This is a genomic window from Streptomyces sp. NPDC054765, assembly GCF_053612065.1.
The window spans coordinates 13,469-34,584 of sequence record NZ_JBSHBP010000034.1; the positions used below are offsets into that span (position 1 = coordinate 13,469).

Below are 21,116 nucleotides of genomic sequence, written 5' to 3' on the forward strand. Positions count from 1 at the left end.
CGCACCGCCCCGCCGTCCCCGTCACGGCCCCGAAACCCTCCCGCCCAAGTCCCTCAACCCCCAAGCCGGAAAGGCGACTCCTTCATGGCCGACCAGCTGCTGTTCAACCCGCGCACCTACGACCCGGCGCACTTCGACCCCGAGACCCGCAGGCTGCTGCGCGCCACCGTCGACTGGTTCGAGGACCGCGGCAAGCGCAAGCTGATCGAGGACTACCGCTCCCGCGCGTGGCTGGCGGACTTCCTCGCGTTCTCCGCCAAGGAAGGCCTCTTCGCGACCTTCCTGACCCCGGCCTCCGCCGCCGGCGGACAGCAGGACAAGCGCTGGGACACCGCCCGGATCGCCGCCCTCAACGAGATATTCGGCTTCTACGGGCTCGACTACTGGTACGCCTGGCAGGTCACCATCCTCGGTCTCGGCCCGGTCTGGCAGAGCGACAACGCCGCCGTCCGCGCCCGCGCCGCCGACCTCCTCGCCCAGGGCGAGGTGTTCGCCTTCGGCCTGTCCGAGAAGGCCCACGGCGCCGACATCTACTCCACCGACATGCTGCTGGAGCCCGACGGCGACGGCGGCTTCCGGGCCACCGGCTCCAAGTACTACATCGGCAACGGCAACGCCGCCGGACTCGTCTCCGTCTTCGGCCGCCGCACCGATATCGAGGGACCGGACGGCTATGTCTTCTTCGCCGCCGACAGCCGCCACCCCGCCTACCACCTCGTGAAGAACGTCGTCGACTCCTCCAAGTACGTCAGCGAGTTCCGCCTCGACGACTACCCGGTCGGCCCGGACGACATCCTGCACACCGGACGCGCCGCCTTTGACGCCGCCCTCAACACCGTCAACGTCGGCAAGTTCAACCTCTGCACGGGTGCCATCGGCATCTGCGAGCACGCGATGTACGAGGCCGTCACCCACGCGCAGAACCGCATCCTCTACGGCCGCCCCGTCACCGCCTTCCCGCATGTGCGCCGCGAGCTGACCGACGCCTACGTCCGCCTCGTCGGGATGAAGCTGTTCAGCGACCGCGCCGTCGACTACTTCCGCTCCGCCGGCCCCGACGACCGCCGCTATCTGCTGTTCAACCCGATGACGAAGATGAAGGTGACCACCGAGGGCGAGAAGGTCATCGACCTGATGTGGGACGTCATCGCGGCCAAGGGCTTCGAGAAGGACACCTACTTCGCCCAGGCCGCCACCGAGATCCGGGGCCTGCCGAAGCTGGAGGGCACGGTCCACGTCAACCTCGCCCTGATCCTCAAGTTCATGGGCAACCACCTGCTGAACCCGGCCGAGTACCCGCCCGTGCCGAGCCGGCTCGACGCGGCCGACGACGCATTCCTCTTCCGGCAGGGACCGGCCCGCGGCCTGGGCGCCATCCGCTTCCACGACTGGCGCGCCGCCTACGACGCCTACGCCGAGGTGCCCAACGTCGCCCGCTTCCGCGAGCAGGCGGACGCCCTCTGCACCTTCGTCACCACCGCCGCCCCCGGTGAGGAGCAGAGCCGCGACCTCGATCTGCTGCTCGCCGTGGGCCAGTTGTTCGCGCTGGTCGTGCACGGGCAGCTGATCCTGGAGCAGGCGCGCCTGGCCGGGCTCGACGCCGATGTGCTCGACGAGCTGTTCGCCGTCCTCGTACGCGACTTCTCCGCACACGCCGTCGAGCTGCACGGCAAGGATTCCGCCACCGAGGAACAGCAGCGCTGGGCACTGGGCGCGGTCCGCCGCCCGGTCGTCGACGACGCCCGCTCGACGCGCGTCTGGGAGCGCGTCGAGGCGCTGGCCGGGGCTTACGAGATGGCCCCGTAGCCACGGAGCCCCCGGGCTGCGCACCCCGGACCGGCAGGTCCGGCCAGACCCGCACGGGTCGGCCGGGCCTGCCGGTCCTGCGAGGTGAGCGCGGGTGTCCTGATCACGTAGGGTCGGTGGATGGCGAAGTATTTCGATGTGCACCCCGAGAACCCCCAGCGGCGCACCATCAGCACGGTGGCCGACAGCATCCGCTCCGGCGCGCTCATCGCGTATCCGACGGACTCCTGTTTCGCGCTGGGATGCCAGCTGGGCAGCCGCGACGGCATCGACCGGATCCGGTCGATCCGGAACCTCGACGACCGCCACCACTTCACCCTTGTGTGCCAGAACTTTGCGCAGCTGGGGCAGTTCGTGCAGATCGACAATGACGTGTTCCGCGCGATCAAGGCGGCGACACCCGGCAGCTACACCTTCATCCTCCCCGCGACGAAGGAGGTGCCGCGCCAGCTGCTGCACCCGAAGAAGAAGACCGTCGGAGTCCGGATCCCGGACCATGTCGTCACCCAGGCCCTGCTCGCCGAACTCGGTGAGCCGCTGCTCTCCAGCACCCTGCTGCTGCCCGACGAGGACGAGCCGCTGACGCAGGGATGGGAGATCAAGGAACGGCTCGACCATGTGGTGGACGCAGTGATCGACTCCGGCGACTGCGGCACCGAGCCGACCACGGTGATCGACTTCTCCGGCGGCGACGCCGAGATCGTACGCCGAGGGGCCGGCGACGCCGCACGATTCGAGTAGCCGGGCGGCGGCGTCATGGCTGCCGCGGTCGCGCGGTGACCTGTGCGGGTGTCCGGTCCGGCACGCCGCCGCCGCGGACGGCCCGGCTCAGTCGAAGGTCAGCACGGGCTTGATGACCCGGCCCGTGGAGGCGGCGTGCGCGGCCGCCTCGATGTCGCCGAAGGGGAATTCGGTGATGAGCTTCTCGACCGGGAGGGTGCCCTGCCGGTGCAGGGCGATGAGCCGGGGGATGAACTCGGAAGGCACCGCGTCCCCTTCGATCACGCCACGGATCCGGATCCCCTTCGTCAGCACGGTCATGATGTCGAACTCGGCCCGCGCGCCGATGCCGACCAGAGCCAGTGTCCCTTGCTGTCGCAGGGCCGTGATGGCCTGGGAGACCACGTCCGGCTGCCCGGTGGTGTCGATGGCGTAGTGCGTTCCGTTGCCGCTCAGGTCGCGGACGGCCGTGGCGACATCGCCGACGGCTGCGGGGTCGATCGCCGCCGCGGCGCCGAGGTCCATGGCCACCGTGCGCCGGGAGGCGACCGGGTCGACAGCGATGACGGTGCAGCCTTCAGCGACGGCGGCCATGACCGCACTCAGCCCCACGCCTCCGGCACCGAAGACCGCCAGGGACGAACCCCGCGGGGGCTGCAGCACGTTGAGGACCGTGCCCGCCCCGGTCTGTACGCCACAGCCGAGCGGAGCGGCAAGCACCGGTGGGAAGCCGGCGGGGATCTTGACGGTGTTGCTCTCATGGGCGAGGGCGTGGGTCGCGAAGCTGGACTGTCCGAAGAAGTTGCCGAAGACCGGGGCGCCGGCCCGGGAGAGTCCGGTGCTGCCGTCCGGACGGGAACCGCTGGCGTTGAGGGCGTTGATGCCCGTCTCGCAGTAGGCGGGGTGGCCGGACAGGCACTGGCCGCAGGCGCCGCAACTGCGATAGCTCAGGCACACACTGTCGCCGGGGGCCACGGTGGTCACCGCCGCACCGACGGCTGCCACGACACCGGCGCCCTCGTGACCGAAGACCATGGGGCTGCGAGGCCAGGTCCGCCGGACGCTGAGGTCGGTGTGGCAGATGCCCGCCGCGGTGATTCGGACCAGGATTTCGTCCGGCCGGGGAGCTTCGATATCGATGTCGCGGAGGGTGAAGGGGCCCCCAGGGGACTCCACCAGAGCTGCCTGTATACGCATGGGTTCCTTGAACTGTCGGGCACGGCACCGTGGCCGGGCGATGGGCAAGGAGCGGTGGTCAGCGAAGGGCCGGGCCCATGGGGGATCTCTCTTGCGCCGCTCCTTCCGCCGACCCGGGCGGCTGGGCATCCGTCCGGGCCGGACGGCCGGCGGCAGACTCTGCCAAGGCGCGGATCGCCGGGTGCCAGGGGCGGGCACGTGGTCCGGTCAGTACGAGGCGGCGCGAGATCTGGGGCTTCAACGGCAGCAGGACCAGGTCAGGGGGGATCACGGAGCGGGAGACCTCGGACAGGACGGTCACACCGATTCCCGCCTGCACCATGCTGATCAGGGTCGCCAGGTCCCGTACCCGGTGAGTGGGGGTGAAGCGCAGCCCGGCCAGACCATGGATCGTACGGATGCGGGCTTCGCAGGCATGGGGCGAGATCAGGAACGGGTCGTCCTCCAGGTCGCGGAGGTCGACGAGTGGCTCGTCCGCCAAGGGATGGTCCCGCGGCAGCAAGGCCCGGTAGCAGTCCAGGGCGAGCTGGACGCCTGGACCCGGTGGCGGGTCGATCAGGATCGCGGCATCGGCCGTCCCGTCCTCCAGCCAGGCCGTGGACTCGGCGCTGTCGCCCTCGAAGACCCGTACCGTGACCCGCGGTTGGTCCGCGGCCCAGTGCCGCAGCAGCCCGGGGACCAGGCCCTGGCAGACCGTGGGGGTGGCGGCCAGCCGCACGGTGCCGGACATGGTCGCGGTGGCCTCGGCCGCGATCTGCTCCACGGACCGGGCCGCCGACAGCGCGATACGGGCGTGCGGCAGGACCCGCTCCCCGAGCGCCGTGGGCCGGGCCGGGGCGGCGCGGACCAGGAGCGGTGCGGCCAGTTCGCGTTCCAGGGCGGCGACGGCGTGCGAGACCGCTGACTGGCTGATGCCCAGCTCGGCGGCGGCCGCACTGAAACCGCCGGCGTCGACCACGGCGAGGAGAGCCCGCAACTGGGGGAGATTCACGGTCATGCGGCCGCCTCATACCTCCATGACAAGGATGCGTTGGATCTATGGTGCCAGGTTGGCGACGCTTGGTCCGTGCCGCCGGCTCCGGCGGACACCCACCGAGCACGCCGAGGAGAGCCATGCCGTACTTCCGGGTCACCATCCCCGACCCCGACCTGCCGGTCGACGTCCAGTGCGCCCTTGCCGAGGGGCTGACCCGGCTGGCGGGCTCGGTCCTGCACAAGTCCAGCGCGCGGACCATCGTCCACATCAACCTGGTTCCGGGCGGCAGTTACTACGTCGACGGCAAGCCCCTGACCGGTGGCGGCGACGCGCATCTGGAGGCCGGTCTCACCCTGGGCACGAACAGCGCCGCGGAGAAGGGCGCCTTCATCGCCAGGGCCGGCGAACTGCTGTCGGACCTCCTCGGCCCGCTTGTCCGGTCCGGCGTCGCCCTGCATGAACTGCACCCCGAGAGCTACGGCTACAACGGAGTGACCCAATTCGACCACTACCGCCGGGCCGGGAACGCGCCTGCCGACCCCGCCGCCCGCCGGCCCCCCGGCCACAGTCACCCCACCAGCACACCGGAAACCACATCACCCAGTGAATGCGGTGGGTAACCTGTCGTCATGATCGAATTAGACCGTCTTGCCGTCTTCGTGACTGCTGTGGCCCTCTTGATCGCTGTGCCGGGGCCGAGCGTCCTGTTCGTCGTCAGCCGTGGTGTCGCGCTCGGGCGGCGGGCCGCGGTGTTCACGGCGGTGGGTAATGAGTTGGGGTTGCTGGTGCAGGTGGCGCTGGTGGCCTTCGGGCTGGGGAGCATCGTCGAGCGCTCGTTGCTCGTCTTCTCGGTGCTGAAGTTCGCCGGTGCGCTCTATCTCGTCTACCTGGGAGTGCAGGCATGGCGCAATCGCCGGCTGCTGGCGGTCACCGACGGTGGTACGCCGAAGGCCGAAAGCGCGGGCCGGATCCTGCGGGAGGGGTTCGTGGTCGGGGTCAGCAATCCGAAGGGGCTGCTGATCTTCACTGCGGTGCTGCCGCAGTTCATGGATCCCGCTGCGGGAAATGTGCCGCTGCAATTGCTGTTGCTCGGGGCGATCTGTGTGCTGATCGCGCTGATCTCCGACGCGTCGTGGGGGCTGCTCGCGGGTACGGCACGCAACTGGCTGTCCGGTTCGCCGCGCAGGCTGTCCTGTATCGGCGGGGTGTCGGGCGTGGTGATGGTCGCCCTGGGGATCCGTCTGGCGTTCAGCGGCCGGGACTGAGAAGGGCAATTCCGCACGCTTCCTCGATGCCGATGCCGATGCCGATGCCGATGCCGGTGCCGATATCGCTACGCCGAGGCCGTCATGGCCGACGGCCCGTCATCCCGGCCCGTGCGATGCCCAGTTCGTAGGCGGCCGCGACCGCGCTGGCGCGATTGCGCAGGCCGAGCTTGACGAGCACATTCTGTACATGCGTCTTGACCGTGCTTTCGCTCACGACGAGTTCCGCGGCGATTTCCACGTTCTTCATTCCGCGCGCCATCAACTGCAGCACCTGCCGCTCGCGGAGGGTGAGCAGTTCGAATGCCTCGTGCCGGACCGTCCCTCCTGTCGGGGCGGCGCGGCGCGAGGTGTCGCAGCCCGGCGGGCGGATCCGGTACCCCCGCGCCACCAGCCTGAGCGCGGAGACCAGATGTCCCGGTGCCTCCCAGGTCAGCACTGCGCCCCCGGCGCCCAGCTTCTCGGCTTCCAGGCAGATGGGGTCATCGACGTCGTTGGTCAGCAGCAGCATTCTGGAGGCGCCGGACTCGGAGTAGTGGGCCGCCCGGCGCACCAGGTGGGCCACATCGATGGACCGGCAGGAGGCGTTGACGACGAGCGCGTCGAGCGAGGTGTCGAGGCAGGCTTCCAGTGCTGCGCCGCTGTCCCGGGCGCCGCCCACCAGGCTGAGATCGGGAAGGTTCCGGAAGATATGGACCAGCCCGGCGTGTACGAGGCTGGAGTCGTCGATCAGAAAGATGCGTAAGGTTCCGGGATTCTCGGCGAAGCCACCGTCCCCGGGTGCCGGCGTCTGTTCGGATCGAGCTGCACCCATGGGTTGCCTCGCATAGTCGTCCGAATCGAACAAATCACATCTTCTCCCGCTCTTCCGGTGGACAGGGCACTACTTTTCCGCCACGTTCCCGTGGCATGTTCGGCGTCTGCGTCTGGCCACTTCGGCCTAGTCCTTTCGGCGTGCACAGCTGCCGTGATCGGCTCGATGTGCTGAGGACGCCGCCTCACGGTCGAACCTAGAGTCAAGGCCATGACACAGAGCGTGGTGATTCTGGGCGGCGGCACGGCGGGGTGGATGACGGCCTCCTACCTGCGGGCGGCGTTCGCGGACCGCATCGACGTCACGGTCGTGGAGTCCCGGCGGATCGGCACCATCGGGGTGGGGGAGGCCACCTTCAGCACGGTCCGGCATTTCTTCGACTACCTCGGGCTCAGCGAGGCGGACTGGATGCCGGAGTGCAACGGCACGTACAAACTGGCGGTGCGGCTGGAGAATTGGCGGGCACCGGGAGACTGTTTCTATCATCCCTTCGAACGGATGCGAGTCGTCGACGGGGTGCCGCTCACCGACTGGTGGCAGCGGGTCGGCCCGACGGACCGCTTCGACCGGGACTGCTTCCTGATCCCCTGGCTCTGCGACGCCAAGGCCTCACCACGACACCTGGACGGCCGGCTCTTCGAGCAGGACTTCGCCGAGGCCCCCGACCGCCCGCTCTACCGTACGACCCTTGCCGAGCAGAACACCCAATTCCCCTACGCCTACCACTTCGACGCCTCCCTGCTCGCGGACTTCCTGGCCCGGTACGCGGTCAAGCGCGGTGTCCGCCGGATCATCGACGACGTGGTCGACGTCCGGCTCGACGAACACGGTGGGATCGACCACCTCGTCACCCAGGAGAACGGGGAACTGCGGGCCGGCCTGTACGTCGACTGCTCCGGCTTCCGCAGCAGGCTGCTCGGCCAGGCCATGGAAGAGCCCTTCCTCTCCTTCCGGGACTCCCTGCCCAACGACCGGGCGGTGGCCCTGCGGGTCCCGGTCGACACCGCGCAGGAGGGCATCAGACCGTGCACCACGGCCACGGCCCAGGACGCGGGGTGGATCTGGACCATTCCGCTGTACGACCGGATCGGCACCGGATACGTCTACGCGAGCGAGTACTGCGAGCCGGCGGAGGCCGAGCGGGCGCTGCGCGACTTCGTCGGCCCCGCGGCCGAGGGCCTGGAGGCCAATCACATCCGTATGCGGATCGGCCGCAGCAGCCGTGCCTGGGTGCACAACTGCGTGGGCATCGGTCTGTCCGCCGGGTTCGTGGAACCGCTGCAGTCCACCGGCATTTTCCTGATCCAGCACGCGATCGAGCAACTCGTCAGGTACTTCCCCGGCACCGAGCGGGATGCCGGAGTGCTGCGCGACGGCTACAACCTCAGCACGGCCAGGGCCATCGAAGGGGTCCGTGAGTTCCTGATCCTGCATTACCGGGGCGCGGCCCGCGCGGACAACGCCTACTGGCGCGACGCGAAGCGCAGGCAGCTGCCCGATGACATGGCGCTGCGCCTGGAGCAGTGGCAGCGCAAGCTGCCGGACAACGACACCACCTACCCCTACTACCACGCCTTCGAGCCCTACTCGTATGTGTGCATGGTCCTGGGGCTCGGCGGCATCCCGCTGCACCATCCGCCCGCGCTGGACCTGTTCGACCCCGGCCGCGCCCGGCGCGAGCTGGAACGGGTCCGCATCCAGGCGCGAACTCTGCTGGACACCCTGCCCAGCCAGGTGGAGTACCTGTCCAGGATGCGCTGACATGGCGGCCGTGCTCCAGGCCGCGGCGGCGCTGGTGGGCGTACTCGTCGTGGCCCGCCTGGCCTCCGGGACGGCCCGACGGGTGCGCCAGCCGCCGGTGATCGGTGAGATCGCCCTCGGGCTGGTGCTCGTGCCCGTCCTCACGGCGGTGGCCGGGCCGCGCGTCACCACGGCGCTGTTGCCGCCGGACGCGATCGGGTATCTGCACACGGTCGGCGTGGCCGGTCTCGCGCTGTATCTCGCGGGCGCCGGGCACTTTGTGCGGCCGCGCCGGAGCGAGGTCACACCGCGCTCCTACGCCTGGCTGCTGACGGGTTCCCTGGCACCCGGGCTGGTGGCGGGGGGTCTCCTCGCCGCCTGGGTGGGGTGGCGGGACATCCCCGCGGAACGCGGGACGGCCCCGGCCGCGGCGCTGGTACTGCTGCTCGCCGCAGCGCTGGCGGTCACCGCCGTGCCGGTGCTGGTCCGCATCCTCACCGACCGGGGCATGCTGGACTCGCCGGAGGGCCGGCTGTCCGTCCTCACCGCCGTGTCCATCGACGCCCTGACCTGGCTGATCCTGACGGGCGCGCTGGTGGCCGCCGCCGGCGACGGCGGACGGCTCGTGCAGGCCGTTGCCGTCATCGCCGGCGGCGCGCCGGCCGTCGTAGCGGTCCGGCTGGTGCTGCGCCGGAAGGCCGTGGCAGCGCTGTGCGCGCGGTGGCCGGCCGTCACCGGGGCGGCGCTCGGTGCGCTGGCGGTCCTGGCGGCCCTCGCCACCGAGCGTGCCGGGCTCACTGCGATCTACGGCGCCGTGCTGGTCGGGCTCGCCGTCCCCCGGGACGGCGGGGAGGGGCCGTGGGCGCGGCCCGTGCGGGCCGTGGCGCGGCTCGGGCGGCTGCTGGTGCCGGTGTTCTTCGTGACGACCGGGCTTGCGCTGGGCACCAAGGGACCGGGCGGGTTCTCCTGGGCGACCCTGGCCCTGGCGTTGCTGCTCGCGGTCGTGGCCAAGGTCGCCGGGGGCTACGCCGGAGCGCGCGCCGCCCGGCTGCCCACCGGCACCGCGCTGCGTATCGGGGTGCTGATGAACACGCGCGGGCTGACCGAGATCGCCGTGCTCCAGGCGGGAGTCTCCGCGGCGATACTCACCCCCGGGCTCTTCCTTGTCCTGGCGCTGATGGCGCTGATCACCACCGCCGCCACCGGGCCGTTGCTGTCGCTGGTGGAGAGGCGGTACGGGAAGACCGCTACCGGGTCGCTCCCCGAGTCCGAAGAGGTGCCCTCGCATGACGACGCCTGAAGCGGCCGCCCGGGAACAGCTCGCAGGCGAGGGGGAGTTCCGGGCCTTGATGTCCCTCTTCCCCACCGGTGTCGCGGTGATCGGCGCGCTGGACACGGCCGGACGGCCGTGGGGCATGACGTGCTCGTCCTTGTGCAGCGTCGCCCTGGCACCGCCCACGCTGCTGGTGTGCCTGCGCAGCACCAGCCCCACGCTGGATGCGCTGGTCAGCACCGGGACCTTCAGCGTCAACCTGCTGCATCACGGTGCACGGGACGTGGCGGAACTGTTCGCCTCCGGTGACCCGGACCGGTTCCGCGCGACACCCTGGCAGCTTCCCGGTGACGCGGGCGGCCCGCATCTACGGGACGCCGCCCACGGCATCGGCGACTGCCGGGTGACAAGCGCCCTGCAGGCCGGCGACCACACCGTGGTCGTCGGGCACGTACTCCGGGTCAGTGCCGCTGCCACGGCCGGACACCCGCCGCTCCTCTACGGACTGCGGCAGTACGCCGCATGGCCCGTGCGCGGTAGCGTGACGGATTCCGACTACGAGGAGTGAGTGCCGTGGAACGCAGCGAGGTGTTGACGCCCGAGGAGGTGCTCCGGAAGTCCGGGGTGCCGTTCACGGTCCTGGATCACGTCCCCATCGTGGGGCAGCACGACGCCGAGACCACACTCGGTCTCGCCACCGAAGACCTCCTGAAAACCATGGTGTTCAGGACCAGGGACGAGGTCTTCGTGCTGGCCGCACTGCCGGTCAGCGGGCGTGTCCACTACGGTCGGCTGGCCAGGGCGGCGGGCGTGTCACGGGCGATGCTCCGTCAGGCCGCGCCCGAGGAACTGAGCCTGCTCGGCATGGAACCGGGCGGTGCCAGCCCGGTGTGCGACCGGCCGGACGTCGTGACGGTCTTCGATGTCTCGGTGACCCGCATGGGCACGGTCTACTGCGGCAGCGGCCGCGCCGACCGGACCGTGAAGATCGAGGCCGAGCGCCTGATCGCACTGGTCGGCCCGAAGATCGAAGAGCTGTCCTCGTGACGCCGGGAGCCGGCCCGGCCGGCTCCCCACGCCGGACGCCGTCCTCGGTCAGGTGAACCGGGCCGGGCTGAACGGCTCGGCCGCCGCGGGAGTACGGACCCCGGTCACATACTCCGCCAGCAGCCGAGAGGTCCCGGGCGCCAGCGGCATACCGTCGATGCCGTATCCCGACAGCAGCCACAGACCCGCGGCCCCCGGTGCCGGGCCGACGATCGGCAGACCGTCCGGGGACATCGGCCGCACCCCCGACCAGGCCGCGCGCACCGGTGCCTTGGCCAGCGCCGGGGCGTGGCGCGCGGCGGCCGCCGCGATCAGCGAAACCGCCTGCTCGCCGTCGCGCACATCGTCGAGCTGTAGCGCGGGTCCGCTGCTGGAGCCGAGCACCACCTCGCCGCCGGGCAGCGGTTGCAGGGAGAAGACCACCTGGGTGCCCGAGGACGCCCGGCCGGCATCGGACACCTCGCCCAGCGACGGCGGCCCCTGCCGCTTCAGCCCTCCCGAGCCGTGCCACGTGGACTGCATCAGCGTGTGCCGGAACACCGTGTCCGTGACGGGCGCGGTACGCACCAGCCAGCCACGCGCACCGAAGACCGGGATGTCCGACCCGGCCTGCTGTGCCAGGCTCCTGGACCACGGTCCCGCCGCGAGGACGACGGCGCCCGACGGCAGCGGCCCGTCATCGGTGATCACCCCGGTCACCCGGTCACCGCGCCGCAGCAGGCCGCGCACCGCGGCGTGCGTGACGATCTCCGCGCCCGCCCGCCGGGCACGCTCGGCCAGGGCGGCGGCGGCCAGCACGGGGTGCAGGGCATACGCCCCCTCGACCGCCACGGCGCCCGCCAGCCCCGGGGAGAGGTCCGGCTCCAGCTCCAGGAGTTCGCGGGTGCCGATCTCCGTCGAAGGGAATCCCGCTTCCGTCAATGCCGCACCGTGGCTGCGGGCCCGGCCCAGGCTGTCCTCGTCGGTGGCGACCAGCAGATAGCCGTGCGGGCGCAGGCGGAAGTCCACCTCGACCTCCCGCTCGGTCTGTTCGTAGTACGCGATCGCCTCCGCGAACAGGCCGCCGCAGGCCGGCAGCGGGCTCGGCAGCAGCCCTCCCTGGTTGCGGCCGGTCGCGCCGCCCGCCAACGGGCCGCGCTCCAGCAGGAGAACGCTCAGTCCGCGCGCGGCGAGCTGTGCGGCGCAGGCGCAGCCGGCGATCCCGCCGCCCACCACGATCACGTCATGTGCCATGAGTTCCGGTTCCTTCCCTGGGCCGCTCAGCAGCGGGGACGAGTGCCCGGCGCCCCAGGGCGTCGCGGGCGATGGCGCTCAGGAGGTGCGGTATCGCCTCTTCGCACTCTTCGACGTCCGGTGTCGTCAGCGCATCCGGCTTCTCCGGCCGGCTGGACGCGAAGTGCGGGTACAGGCCGTTGGTGGCCAGGTCGTCGCGCACGGCCCGCACCCGGCGGAGCAGTTGCGAGGTGACCTGTGACCGTGCGGAGGATGCCCGGAGGGTGAGGAAGTAGGTGTCGTACAGCACCGCTCGCACATCCCTCGGCAGGATGCGGCCGCTGCCCGCCGACGACTGGAGCAGCGAGGGGGCGTCGGGCACCAGCTTGCGGGCGATGCCCTCGTGTACGGCGTCGTTGAGCGTGCACTCCCGTTGCAGCGCGTCGGCCCGGCTGCCCCAAACAGCCGGCAGGCGGCCCCGTAACAGCGCCCGGACGGGCCCGTAGTCGCGGGCCCAGGCGCCGGCGAAACCGGGATGGTGCAGGACCATGCTCGGTCTGATGAGCCGGTGGTAGACGTCCCGGGTGCACGATGCGGTGTAGAGCAGCATGGCCGAGTAGCCGCGTACCAGACGGGCCGCCTGCGGGACGTCCGGACCGCCCGGGGGCGCGGCGACGTCGGCCGCCTGCCGTCGCAGCTCCTGCCAGAACAGGAACGTCAGCTGATGGCCGGTGATCCACCGGAACCAGAACAACTGCTCTGCCGAGTCCGGGACACCCGGGCCGCGCGATGACGGGGGCCCGTCCGTTCCTCCGCCCCACAGCTCCGGGTACCGGCCGCTCGGATCCGTGCCGCCGCCCTCCTCGCCCCGGGCCGGGTGGAGCGGCAGGAACAAGGGCTCCAGCCCGTAGGCCCGGCCGCCGAACTCGGGGACAGCTGCATCCAGGAGAGCGGCGGTCGAGTCGTCGTCCTGTGTGGTCACCGCCCCTCGGCCTCCGCCGGTATGTGCGTGAACTCGTACTCCAGCCCGTTCACGTCGTACGCGTAGAAGCTGCTGACCCGGTCGCCGTCCACGACGATCCCGGTCGGGGGATCGGGCCGGGCGAAGGAGTACTTCCCCGACGCGAACAGCCGCTGCCAGCGGTCGCGCCACTCCTGTAGTTCCGCCGTCGACTCAGCGGTCATGCACACATGCTGGAACTGGAGGAGGTCCGGCCGCGGGAGGGAGTAGGAGGCCGCACGGGAGAAGAGGTGGAAGCGGGTTCCCGCGGCCACCACCTCGGTCAGCCGGACGATTCCGGGCAGCCGGCCGCGTGTCAGGCCGGAGAAGCTGTCGAGGGTCCAGGCCACGGTGCCACCGAAGAACTCGGTGTACCAGGCGACACAGTTGTCGTGGTCGGCGGTCTCCACCCCGAGATGGTGCAGGCCGGTCCGCAGTGCTCCGCCCGGCGGTTTGGGTTCATCCACAGGTATCGGTCTTCCTTTCATCTGGCGACTGCGTAGGCCTGTTCGCCTCGCGGGGACGCGGCCGCGACGACCATGCCGTTGCCGGGCTCGACGCCCACGGCGCACACCTTGCCCAGCGACCAGTCGGGGACGGGCTCGATCTCGTGCCCACGACGGGTGAGGTCCGCCGTGACATCGTCGGGGCACCGGCTCTCGACCTTCACCGCAAGCGGCCGGTGGGTGCGGGGAGTGAAGGAGCTCGGGACATGCTCGGAGTGGAAGGCGAGGGTTTCGGCGGAGCGTTGCAGATCGTGCCCGAAGACGGTGTGGGCCAGGAAGAAGCCCAGCGTCCACTGGTCCTGCTGATCGCCGCCCGGCGTGCCGAACGCGAGCCGGGCCCGGCCGTCGCGCAGGACCAAGGTGGGACTCAGCGTCGTACGGGGCCGCTTGCCCGGGGCGAGGGAGTTCGGGTGGCCGTCCGCCAGCCAGGCCATCTGCCCCCGAGTGCCGAGCGGAAAGCCGAGGCCCGGAATCACCGGCGAACTCTTGAGCCAGCCACCGCTGGGAGTGGCGGCCACCATATTGCCGTGGCGGTCGGTGACCGTCAGACAGCAGGTGTCTCCCCGGGCCTCGGTCATCGCCACGACCGGCGGGACCACGGTCGGCAGGCCGTCGTACAACTGGCCCTGCCAGTACGGGCCGCCGGGCGGCTCCACGCGGTCCACCGGGGGGATCCAGGGACGCCGGCCCCCGGGAGCGCCGGGCCGCAAGGCACCGGCGGCCCGGTCGCCGACGAGTTGCCGGCGCTGCCGGGTGTAGCCGGGGTCCAGGAGGGCGGTCAGCGGCACATCCGTGAACTCCGGGTCCCCGTACCAGGCCTCGCGGTCCGCGTAGGCCAGCTTGGCGCACTCTGTGACGGTGTGCAGGTAGTCGGCGCTGTCCAGGCCCATGGCCGCGAGGTCGAAGCCCTCCAGGAGCGCGAGCTGCTGGAGGAAGACCGGTCCCTGCGACCACGGACCGGGCTTGTGCACCTCGACTCCCCGGTACCGGCAGCTCGCCGTGGTCTCCGTCCGTACCTCCCAGCGCGCCATGTCGTCACCGGTGAGAAGGCCGCTGTGCCGCCGCCCGGTGGCGTCCAGGACCGAAGCGTGCCGCAGATGACCGTCAATGGCCTCGGCGACGAATCCGCTGTAGAACGCCTGGTGAGCGGCGCGAATCTGCCGCTCACGACCCGGCCCGGCGGCCTCCGCCTCCTTGAGCACCCGTCGGTAGGTCTCGGCGAGCACGGGGTTGCGCATGCGGGATCCGGCGGGCGGCGGGGCACCGTGCACCAGATAGGTGCGCCCCGACTCGGCCCACTCGCCCCGGAAGAGCGGGGCCAGGACGCCAATCGCCCCGGCCGCCCTGGGCAGCAGCGGGTAGCCGTCCGCCGCATAGCCGATGGCATGATCCAGCACCTGCCGCAGACGCAGCGTGCCGTACTGCTCCAGCAGTTTCAGCCACGCGCCGAAGGCCCCCGGAACGGTTGCCGGAAGCAGCCCGGAGCCGGGGATCCGGGGCAGGCCCAGCTTCCGGAACGCCGCCGCAGTGGCCGCCCCCGGCATGGGGCCCTGCCCGCAGATGACGCGGACAGCGCCGTCGGCGGCGTCGAAGAGGAGAATCGGCACATCGCCGCCGGGCCCGTTCAGATGCGGTTCGACGACCTGCAGTACAAAGCCGGCTGCCACGGCGGCGTCGAAGGCATTGCCCCCGCGCTCCAGTACGGCCATCCCCGCTGCCGAGGCGAGCCAGTGCGTCGAGGACACCGCGCCGAAGGTGCCCCGCAGTTCGGGACGCGTCATGACCACGAGGGCGCCTCAGTCCGCTGCCGACGGCGACGGCAGGTCGCTCAAGGACGCCGCTATCTGCGCGTCCGAGACGGTCGGGTTCTCCAGCGAGCCGGCGAGGAAGGAGTCGAAGGCCGCCAGATCGAAGTTGCCGTGCCCGGAGACATTGAAGAGGATCACCCGCTCCTCCCCGCTCTCCCGAGCGGCCAGCGCCTCCACGAGCGCCGCCTTGAGCCCGTGTGACGACTCCGGAGCGATGACGAAGCCCTCGCTGCGTGCGAAGCGCACCGCCGCATCGAAGATCTCGGTCTGCGGGAAGGCACGGGCCTCCACCAGCCCGTGCTCCTTCAGCAGACACAGGCTGGGCGCGTCGCCGTGGTAGCGCAGACCGCCGGCGTGGATGGGGCCGGGGATGAAGTCGTGCCCGAGGGTGTGCATGTACAGCGGTGGGGTGAGCCCGGCGGTGTCCGGATAGTCGTACGCCAGCTTGCCGCGGGTGAGGGTGGGGCAGGCCTCGGGCTCCGCGGCGAGGAACCGGGTCCGCGGGCGGGCGCCGCTGAGCCGGTCCTGCAGGAACGGGTAGGCGAGTCCGGCGTAGTTCGAGCCGCCGCCGACGCACCCGATCACCACATCGGGGTACTCGCCCATGATCTCCATCTGCTTCTTCGCCTCCAGACCGATCACGGACTGGTGCAGCAGCACATTGTTCATGATCGAGCCCAGGGCGAACTTGGTGTCGTCCCGGCCGAGCGCGTCCTCGACGGCCTCGCTGATGGCGATGCCGATGCTCCCGGGCGAATCGGGGTCCTTGGCCAGGGCGTCGCGCCCCGCCGCGGTCCGCCGGGTCGGCGAGGCATGGACCTGCGCGCCCCAGCTCTGCATCAGCGACTTGCGGTAGGGCTTCTGCTCGAAGGAGGCCCGGACCATGTAGACGTTCACTTCCAGCCCGAAGAGCGCCCCGGCGAACGACAACGCCGAGCCCCACTGCCCCGCCCCGGTCTCCGTCGTGAGCCGTCGGATGCCCTCCTCCGCCGCGTAAAATGCCTGCACCACGGCCGTGTTCGGCTTGTGCGACCCGGAGGGCGACACGCCCTCGTACTTGAAGTAGATATGCGCCGGTGTGTCGAGCGCCCGCTCCAGACGTTCCGCCCGGCACAGCGGCGAGGGCCGCCAGATCTTGTAGATGTCCCGGATTTGCTCCGGGATGTCCACCCAGCGCTCCTGGGTGAACTCGTGCTCGATGACCTTCGCGGGCAGCAGCGCCGTCAGGTCCGCCGGTTTCAGGGGCGCCATGGTCGTCGGGTTGAGGGGGCCGGGGAGCGCCGCGGGAAGGTCGGGAAGGATGTTGTACCAACGGTCGGGCAGGTCGGATTCTGACAGCAGGACTCGCTTCAACACCGGTGCTTCCCTTCATCGAGAGCGGGGTGCGACGACGACGCGCGAGCATCGTATGGAGGGCGGAAGCACACGAGCTTCGTCTGTTGTGCCCGATACCGGGCGCCGGACTCCACAGATGGAACTAGTCCGAAAGGCGTGGAACCGCGCGCGGGTGTCACGGCGGGGGCGCTCCGGCTGGTGGACTGTGGCATGCGAGCAACGCGGCGCTCCGAGCCGCCCCGGGCTGCGTCGAGCCGCTCACCCGGACGCGGCGCCAGAACCGGTCAAGCGTCGCTCGCCGACGACCCCCGGACCACCGCATCGGAGGAAACGGCCATGAACGTAACCGACGCAGAACTCGTCCGCGCAGGGGAGAACCGCCGCTTCGACGCCATCGTGGCGCGCGACTTCGGCAGCTTCGCCCAGCTTGCCCATCCCGGCCTGGCCTACACCCACTCCAACGGGGCGGTGGACACGCTCGATTCCTATCTCGCCAAGTGCGAGAGCGGCTTCTACGTCTACCACCGCATCGCGCACCCGGTGGACGCCCTCACGGTCGTCGGTGACACGGCCGTCGTCATCGGTGAGATGCACGCCGACATGACCGCGGGCGGGGTCCGCAGAACACTGGCGAACCGCTCGCTCGCGGTGTGGGCCCGCACGGACGGCAGATGGAAGTTCCTCGCCTACCAGGCGACCGTCAAGCGGTAACGCCGTACGAGTGGCACGGCATCCCTCGCCCTCGCCACCTTGCTCAGCGCTCCCCTGACGACGAACCACAATTCAGGAACATCGGGCTCTCAGTTGCCGCGGCGCACCCGGGCCGCCTTGCGGGCCTCGGCGAGCTTGCGGGCCTCGCCGGCCTTGCGGGACTTGCCGCCGGTGCCGCGGGAGGCGTCCTTGCTGGTGCCCAGGCCGCGGAAGGGGGCGTTGGTGTTCTTGGCCCGGGGTGCGGCGGGCCCGCCGTCGAGCGGGGTGCCGGAGGGGGCCTTGGCCCCGGTGATCCGGCTCAGCTCCGCCTCCCCCGAGCGCACCTTGGTGATCGTCGGCTCGATGCCGGCCCCGGCCATCAGCCGGCTCATCTCGCGGCGCTGGCCCGACAGCACCAGCGTGACGACGCTGCCGGACTCACCGGCCCGCGCGGTGCGGCCCGCGCGGTGCAGATAGTCCTTGGGGTCGGTGGGCGGGTCGACGTTGACCACGAGATCGAGGTCGTCGACGTGCAGGCCACGGGCCGCGACATTGGTTGCCACCAGGACGGTGACCTGGCTGTTCTTGAACTGCGCAAGGGTCCGTGTGCGCTGCGGTTGGGACTTGCCGCTGTGCAGGGCCGCGGCGTGCACCCCGCTGGCCCGCAGATGCCGGGTGAGCTGGTCGACGGCGTGCTTGGTGTCCAGGAAAAGCAGTACGCGGCCGTCACGGGCAGCGATCTCCGTGGTGACGGCGTACCGGTCGGGGCCGTGGACGACCAGCACATGGTGGTCCATCGTCGTGACCGCGCCCGCGGACGGGTCGACCGAGTGGACGACGGGGGCGTGGAGGTAGCGACGGACAAGATGGTCGACGTCGTGGTCCAGGGTGGCCGAGAACAGCATCCGCTGGCCGTCCGGGTGCACCTGGTCGAGCACCGCGGCGACTTGCGGCAGGAAGCCCATGTCACACATCTGGTCGGCCTCGTCGAGGACGGTGATCCGTACCCGTCCCAGGAGGCAGGCCCTGCGCTCGATGAGGTCGTGCAGGCGGCCAGGGGTGGCGACGACGACCTCGGCTCCGTCGCGCAGCGCAGCGGCCTGCCGGCCGATGGACATGCCGCCGACGACCGTGGCCATCCGCAGCCGGAGCGCGTCGGCATACGGCGTGAGCGCCTCGGTGACCTGCTGGGCCAGCTCCCGGGTAGGTACCAGGATCAGAGAGAGGGGCTGCTTGGGCTCCGCGCGCCGTCCGGCCGTCCGGGCGAGCAGCGGCAGGCCGAAGGCGAGCGTTTTGCCCGATCCGGTGCGTCCGCGCCCCAGGACGTCGCGGCCCGCGAGGGCATGGGGCAGCGTGGCTGCCTGGATCGGGAAGGGCTCGCGCACGCCGAGCTCGGTGAGCGTGCGCAGCACCTCCGCCGGCAGTTCCAGGTCGGCGAAGGAGGCGACCGGGGACACCGTCGGGGCAGCGGGCACCGGCTGGGGGAGGTCGCCGTGTGAGGTGCCGGGGCGGTCCGGGTGGTTCATGAAGAGCCTTCCGCAGGGGGAACATACCGAGGAAGGCCCGGCAGGAATGAGCAGCCGACGAACGAGACGAACGAGGGGAACCCGACGGACGGAATCGCCGGTCCTCACGGCCGTCCAAACATGTGAGACTAACACAAAGTGACACTTCGACCTGGCGCTGTGGTGCTGATCGCTCCGCCTGCGTCGGTGATGCGACACGGACCGAGCGCGATGTATCCGCTGGCGGGTCTGCCGGAGAAGGCGCGGTTGAATTCGTCGAGGCGCGGCCCGGCCCGCAATCACCCCCGGGCAGCTGAGGGCGAAGCCCGTCCCTCCGTGGTGGCCGTTCAGATCACGAGAGCGTCATCGTGGGGGAGTACATGTCCCACCACAGGGCCAGGTCCAGCGTCCTTTCGAGCCCCCGCCGGTACGCCGGGGAGAGCCGGGGAGCGTCGTCTTTCGCGGCGCGCTCCAGCCAGTTGCGGTCGACGAGCGCGAACACGGGGTGCGAGGAACGCGACAGCAGATCCTTGGCATGGCGCTGGAGCGCGACCGTGTACTGCGGGTCCTGTGTGGACGGGTAGGGGCTCTTCACACGGTCGTAGACCGACTTCGGCAGCAGATCCGCCGTGGCCTCGCGCAGCAGGCTCTTCTCCCGTCCGTCGAAGGACTTGAGCGACCACGGGGTGTTGTAGACGTACTCGACCAGCCGGTGGTCGCAGAACGGCACCCGCACCTCCAGCCCGACCGCCATGCTCGCGCGGTCCTTGCGGTCGAGCAGGATCCGTACGAAACGCGTCAGGTGCAGATAGCAGCTCTTGCGCATCCGGAACTCGAAGTCGCTCTCCTCGTCGAGGCGCTCGATGTCCCTGACGGCGGAGCGGTAGCCGTCCTGGATGTAGGAGCCCAGGTCGAGGGCGTTGGTGACCTCGGCGTTGAGGATGTTGCCGTCGTTGCCGGAGCGCTGCGCGAAGCGGACCAGCCAGGGGAAGGTCTCGGCCCGGCGGGCCTCCTCGTCGAAGAACTGCTGGTAGCCGCCGAAGACCTCGTCGGCCGACTCGCCGGACAGGGCGACCGTCGAGTGCCGGCGGATCGCCTTGAACAGCAGGTAGAGCGAGGCGTCCATGTCGCCGAAGCCCATCGGGATGTCCCGCGCCCGGATGACCTTCGCGCGGACGTCGAGGTCCGCCAGAGCGGCCGAGTCCAGCACGATGTCCTGATGGTCGGTGCCGGAAAGGCGGGCCACGTCGTGCACGAAGGGCGTGTCGGGGGTGGCGCGCAGCTCGTCGGCCACGAAGTGCTCGGTCCGGCCGGCGAAGTCGACGGCGAAGCTGCGGACCGTCTCGCCCACCTCGCCCAGCTGACGGGCCGCCAGGGCGGTCATCGCCGAGGAGTCCAGACCGCCCGACAGCAGGGTGCAGCGCGGCACATCGGAGACGAGCTGACGGCGGACGATGTCGTCGAGCAACGTACGGACCTGGGCGATCGATGTGTCCCGGTCGTCCTGGTGCGCACGGGTGTGCAGCGACCAGTAGACGCGCCGGCGCAGCCCGTTGCGGTCCACGGTGACCACCGTGCCGGGCTCCACCTCGTGCATGCCCGCCCAGATGGCATGGCCGGGCGTCTTGACGAAGGCGAAAAGCTCGCGGAGGCCGTCGAGCCCGACGTTCCGCTCGGCGAGCGGATGGGCGAGGATCGCCTTCGGCTCGGAGCCGAACAGCACGCCGTCCGGGGTGGGGTAGTAGTAGAACGGCTTGATGCCCATCCGGTCGCGGATCATGACGAGCCGTTGGCGCTCCCCGTCCCAGACCGCGAACGCGAACATCCCGTTGAGGCGTTCGGCGACCGCCTCGCCCCACTGGAGGTAGCCGCGCAGGACGACCTCGGTGTCGGAGCCGGTCGTGAAGTGGTGGCCCCCGGAGGTGAGCTCCTCCCGCAGTTCACCGAAGTTGTAGGTCTCGCCGGAGTACACGAGGGTGACCGGGCTGCCGTCCGGCCGCTCGGCGGTCATCGGCTGACGTCCACCGGGCAGATCGATGATCGCGAGGCGGCGGTGCCCGAGTGCGGCGGGCCCCTGCACCCAGGTGCCCCGGTCGTCGGGCCCGCGGCACGCCAGCGTCTCGGTCATCGCGTCCACGGTTGCCTGCTCGGAGCACAGATCACGGTCGAAGGAAATCCAGCCGGTGATGCCACACATGCCATGTCCTCCTGATCCGGACCGG

General features: G+C 70.7%; 19 protein-coding genes. 9 read left to right on the forward strand and 10 right to left on the reverse strand.

The window, feature by feature from the left end; genetic code table 11:
• Positions 1–84 precede the first annotated feature (84 nt).
• Complete coding sequence (locus tag ACWGJY_RS21475; RefSeq protein WP_453262419.1) at positions 85–1,806, forward strand: acyl-CoA dehydrogenase family protein; 1,722 nt, start codon at positions 85–87, stop codon at positions 1,804–1,806.
• 120 nt (positions 1,807–1,926) lie between these two features.
• A complete protein-coding gene (locus ACWGJY_RS21480; RefSeq protein WP_453262420.1) occupies positions 1,927–2,547 on the forward strand; it encodes an L-threonylcarbamoyladenylate synthase in 621 nt (206 codons plus the stop codon).
• Between the two features lie 87 nt (positions 2,548–2,634).
• Here the strand turns inward: ACWGJY_RS21480 and ACWGJY_RS21485 are convergent, their stop codons facing one another.
• On the reverse strand, positions 2,635–3,723 hold the full coding sequence (locus tag ACWGJY_RS21485) for an NAD(P)-dependent alcohol dehydrogenase (RefSeq protein ID WP_453262421.1): 1,089 nt from the start codon (positions 3,721–3,723) through the stop codon (positions 2,635–2,637).
• A 58-nt stretch (positions 3,724–3,781) separates the two neighbouring features.
• Positions 3,782–4,720: a LysR family transcriptional regulator gene (locus tag ACWGJY_RS21490; RefSeq protein ID WP_453262422.1), complete on the reverse strand. Its 939-nt coding sequence runs from the start codon at positions 4,718–4,720 to the stop codon at positions 3,782–3,784.
• Positions 4,721–4,836: 116 nt separating this feature from the next.
• Here ACWGJY_RS21490 and ACWGJY_RS21495 point away from each other — a divergent pair, with 116 nt between their 5' ends.
• Both ACWGJY_RS21495 and ACWGJY_RS21500 read left to right on the forward strand, forming a co-directional pair.
• Entirely contained in the window at positions 4,837–5,319 is a 483-nt protein-coding gene (locus ACWGJY_RS21495; RefSeq protein WP_453262423.1) for a tautomerase family protein, read from the forward strand.
• A gap of 9 nt (positions 5,320–5,328) precedes the next feature.
• On the forward strand, positions 5,329–5,964 hold the full coding sequence (locus tag ACWGJY_RS21500) for a LysE family translocator (protein ID WP_453262424.1): 636 nt from the start codon (positions 5,329–5,331) through the stop codon (positions 5,962–5,964).
• Positions 5,965–6,046: 82 nt separating this feature from the next.
• Here the strand turns inward: ACWGJY_RS21500 and ACWGJY_RS21505 are convergent, their stop codons facing one another.
• The gene (locus ACWGJY_RS21505; RefSeq protein WP_453262425.1) at positions 6,047–6,778 is read right to left on the reverse strand and encodes a LuxR C-terminal-related transcriptional regulator; all 732 of its coding nucleotides are present in this window, start codon (positions 6,776–6,778) and stop codon (positions 6,047–6,049) included.
• A gap of 210 nt (positions 6,779–6,988) precedes the next feature.
• Here ACWGJY_RS21505 and ACWGJY_RS21510 point away from each other — a divergent pair, with 210 nt between their 5' ends.
• The 4 genes from ACWGJY_RS21510 to ACWGJY_RS21525 are packed head-to-tail and all read left to right on the forward strand — an operon-like array spanning position 6,989 to position 10,838.
• Positions 6,989–8,539: a tryptophan halogenase family protein gene (locus ACWGJY_RS21510; protein WP_453262426.1), complete on the forward strand. Its 1,551-nt coding sequence runs from the start codon at positions 6,989–6,991 to the stop codon at positions 8,537–8,539.
• Position 8,540: 1 nt separating this feature from the next.
• Positions 8,541–9,818 (forward strand): cation:proton antiporter, encoded by a 1,278-nt coding sequence (locus tag ACWGJY_RS21515; protein WP_453262427.1) that lies wholly within the window; start codon positions 8,541–8,543, stop codon positions 9,816–9,818.
• The gene (locus ACWGJY_RS21520; protein WP_453262428.1) at positions 9,805–10,359 is read left to right on the forward strand and encodes a flavin reductase family protein; all 555 of its coding nucleotides are present in this window, start codon (positions 9,805–9,807) and stop codon (positions 10,357–10,359) included. Before ACWGJY_RS21515 ends, ACWGJY_RS21520 begins: the two co-directional genes overlap by 14 nt.
• A 5-nt stretch (positions 10,360–10,364) precedes the next feature.
• A complete protein-coding gene (locus tag ACWGJY_RS21525) occupies positions 10,365–10,838 on the forward strand; it encodes an aminoacyl-tRNA deacylase (RefSeq protein ID WP_453262429.1) in 474 nt (157 codons plus the stop codon).
• A gap of 48 nt (positions 10,839–10,886) precedes the next feature.
• On the opposite strand, the gene ACWGJY_RS21530 is transcribed toward ACWGJY_RS21525, so the two are convergent.
• From ACWGJY_RS21530 to ACWGJY_RS21550, 5 genes are read right to left on the reverse strand one after another with little or no spacing between them, the layout of a single operon-like run.
• Positions 10,887–12,071, reverse strand: a complete 1,185-nt coding sequence (locus tag ACWGJY_RS21530; protein ID WP_453262430.1) for an NAD(P)/FAD-dependent oxidoreductase — start codon at positions 12,069–12,071, stop codon at positions 10,887–10,889.
• A complete protein-coding gene (locus ACWGJY_RS21535) occupies positions 12,061–13,032 on the reverse strand; it encodes an L-tyrosine 3-hydroxylase (RefSeq protein WP_453262431.1) in 972 nt (323 codons plus the stop codon). Before ACWGJY_RS21535 ends, ACWGJY_RS21530 begins: the two co-directional genes overlap by 11 nt.
• On the reverse strand, positions 13,029–13,517 hold the full coding sequence (locus ACWGJY_RS21540; RefSeq protein WP_453262432.1) for a VOC family protein: 489 nt from the start codon (positions 13,515–13,517) through the stop codon (positions 13,029–13,031). The genes ACWGJY_RS21535 and ACWGJY_RS21540 overlap by 4 nt, the downstream gene beginning before the upstream one ends.
• Positions 13,518–13,534: 17 nt before the next feature.
• A complete protein-coding gene (locus tag ACWGJY_RS21545; protein WP_453262433.1) occupies positions 13,535–15,337 on the reverse strand; it encodes a gamma-glutamyltransferase family protein in 1,803 nt (600 codons plus the stop codon).
• Between the two features lie 15 nt (positions 15,338–15,352).
• Positions 15,353–16,720, reverse strand: coding sequence for a TrpB-like pyridoxal phosphate-dependent enzyme (locus ACWGJY_RS21550; protein ID WP_453262434.1), 1,368 nt, complete (start codon positions 16,718–16,720; stop codon positions 15,353–15,355).
• A gap of 315 nt (positions 16,721–17,035) precedes the next feature.
• Here ACWGJY_RS21550 and ACWGJY_RS21555 point away from each other — a divergent pair, with 315 nt between their 5' ends.
• The gene (locus ACWGJY_RS21555; protein ID WP_453262435.1) at positions 17,036–17,410 is read left to right on the forward strand and encodes a nuclear transport factor 2 family protein; all 375 of its coding nucleotides are present in this window, start codon (positions 17,036–17,038) and stop codon (positions 17,408–17,410) included.
• A gap of 89 nt (positions 17,411–17,499) precedes the next feature.
• Here the strand turns inward: ACWGJY_RS21555 and ACWGJY_RS21560 are convergent, their stop codons facing one another.
• Both ACWGJY_RS21560 and asnB read right to left on the reverse strand, forming a co-directional pair.
• Entirely contained in the window at positions 17,500–18,915 is a 1,416-nt protein-coding gene (locus ACWGJY_RS21560) for a DEAD/DEAH box helicase (RefSeq protein ID WP_453262436.1), read from the reverse strand.
• Positions 18,916–19,246: 331 nt separating this feature from the next.
• Positions 19,247–21,091, reverse strand: coding sequence for an asparagine synthase (glutamine-hydrolyzing) (gene asnB, locus ACWGJY_RS21565; RefSeq protein WP_453262437.1), 1,845 nt, complete (start codon positions 21,089–21,091; stop codon positions 19,247–19,249).
• Between the last annotated feature and the right edge of the window lie 25 nt (positions 21,092–21,116).

Bases quoted from the DNA above. Each gene is read 5' to 3' on its own strand.
- ACWGJY_RS21475 (WP_453262419.1), top strand. From the start codon at position 85: ATGGCCGACCAGCTGCTGTTCAACCCGCGCACCTACGACCCGGCGCAC.
- ACWGJY_RS21480 (WP_453262420.1), top strand. From the start codon at position 1,927: ATGGCGAAGTATTTCGATGTGCACCCCGAGAACCCCCAGCGGCGCACC.
- ACWGJY_RS21485 (WP_453262421.1), bottom strand. From the start codon at position 3,723: ATGCGTATACAGGCAGCTCTGGTGGAGTCCCCTGGGGGCCCCTTCACC.
- ACWGJY_RS21490 (WP_453262422.1), bottom strand. From the start codon at position 4,720: ATGACCGTGAATCTCCCCCAGTTGCGGGCTCTCCTCGCCGTGGTCGAC.
- ACWGJY_RS21495 (WP_453262423.1), top strand. From the start codon at position 4,837: ATGCCGTACTTCCGGGTCACCATCCCCGACCCCGACCTGCCGGTCGAC.
- ACWGJY_RS21500 (WP_453262424.1), top strand. From the start codon at position 5,329: ATGATCGAATTAGACCGTCTTGCCGTCTTCGTGACTGCTGTGGCCCTC.
- ACWGJY_RS21505 (WP_453262425.1), bottom strand. From the start codon at position 6,778: ATGGGTGCAGCTCGATCCGAACAGACGCCGGCACCCGGGGACGGTGGC.
- ACWGJY_RS21510 (WP_453262426.1), top strand. From the start codon at position 6,989: ATGACACAGAGCGTGGTGATTCTGGGCGGCGGCACGGCGGGGTGGATG.
- ACWGJY_RS21515 (WP_453262427.1), top strand. From the start codon at position 8,541: ATGGCGGCCGTGCTCCAGGCCGCGGCGGCGCTGGTGGGCGTACTCGTC.
- ACWGJY_RS21520 (WP_453262428.1), top strand. From the start codon at position 9,805: ATGACGACGCCTGAAGCGGCCGCCCGGGAACAGCTCGCAGGCGAGGGG.
- ACWGJY_RS21530 (WP_453262430.1), bottom strand. From the start codon at position 12,071: ATGGCACATGACGTGATCGTGGTGGGCGGCGGGATCGCCGGCTGCGCC.
- ACWGJY_RS21545 (WP_453262433.1), bottom strand. From the start codon at position 15,337: ATGACGCGTCCCGAACTGCGGGGCACCTTCGGCGCGGTGTCCTCGACG.
- ACWGJY_RS21555 (WP_453262435.1), top strand. From the start codon at position 17,036: ATGAACGTAACCGACGCAGAACTCGTCCGCGCAGGGGAGAACCGCCGC.
- ACWGJY_RS21560 (WP_453262436.1), bottom strand. From the start codon at position 18,915: ATGAACCACCCGGACCGCCCCGGCACCTCACACGGCGACCTCCCCCAG.
- asnB (WP_453262437.1), bottom strand. From the start codon at position 21,091: ATGTGTGGCATCACCGGCTGGATTTCCTTCGACCGTGATCTGTGCTCC.